At 79.3% G+C, this 735-nt stretch carries 1 protein-coding gene; it reads left to right on the top strand.

Translation table 11 applies throughout. The features are described from left to right. Positions 1 to 679 (top strand): FAD-dependent oxidoreductase (locus GT042_RS25795; RefSeq protein WP_161311125.1); only part of this gene is annotated, 679 nt, incomplete at its 5' end. Between the last annotated feature and the right edge of the window lie 56 nt (positions 680 to 735).

The raw sequence follows: 735 nt of genomic DNA, 5'->3' as shown, positions 1-735 counted from the left end.
GGTCCGTACGGGCGCGGGGGACGGGACGGGCGCGGGGGGCGCGGGGCCCGTCGTGCGGGCGCGGGCGCTGGTGAACTGCGCGGGGCTCCAGTGCGACCGGGTGGCGCGGCTCACGGGCGACGATCCGGGGATGCGGATCGTGCCGTTCCGGGGCGAGTACTTCGAGCTGGCGCGGCCCGGCCTGGTCCGGGGGCTGGTCTATCCGGTGCCCGACCCGGCGTTCCCGTTCCTCGGCGTGCATCTGACGCGGTCCGTGGACGGCGGGGTGCACGTGGGGCCGAACGCGGTGCCCGCGCTGGCCCGGGAGGGCTACCGGTGGTCGGACGTACGCCCCGGGGAGCTGGCCGGCACGCTCGGCTGGCCCGGCTCGTGGCGTACGGCCCGGAAGCACTGGCGGTACGGCGCGGGCGAGCTGCACCGCTCGCTGTCGAAGCGGGCGTTCGCCACGGCGGTACGGCGGCTGCTCCCCGCGGTGACGGACGCGGACCTGCGCCCGGCGCCGGCCGGGGTCCGGGCCCAGGCGGTGCTCCGGGACGGCACCCTGGCGGACGACTTCCTGATCCGCCGGGGGGCGCGCACGGTCCACGTACTGAACGCCCCGTCCCCGGCGGCGACGGCGGCGCTCCCGATCGGACGCGAGGTGGCGGCGAGGGTGCTGGAGGTGCTGGCGGAGAGGTGAGGGGGCGCCCAGGGGCGCCGGGGCGGGGGGCGCGGGGCGCCGTCGTGAGGCGCGGG

Source organism: Streptomyces sp. SID3212 (assembly GCF_009865405.1).
Classification (GTDB): domain Bacteria; phylum Actinomycetota; class Actinomycetes; order Streptomycetales; family Streptomycetaceae; genus Streptomyces.
This window is presented reverse-complemented; position numbering and strand designations above follow the sequence as displayed.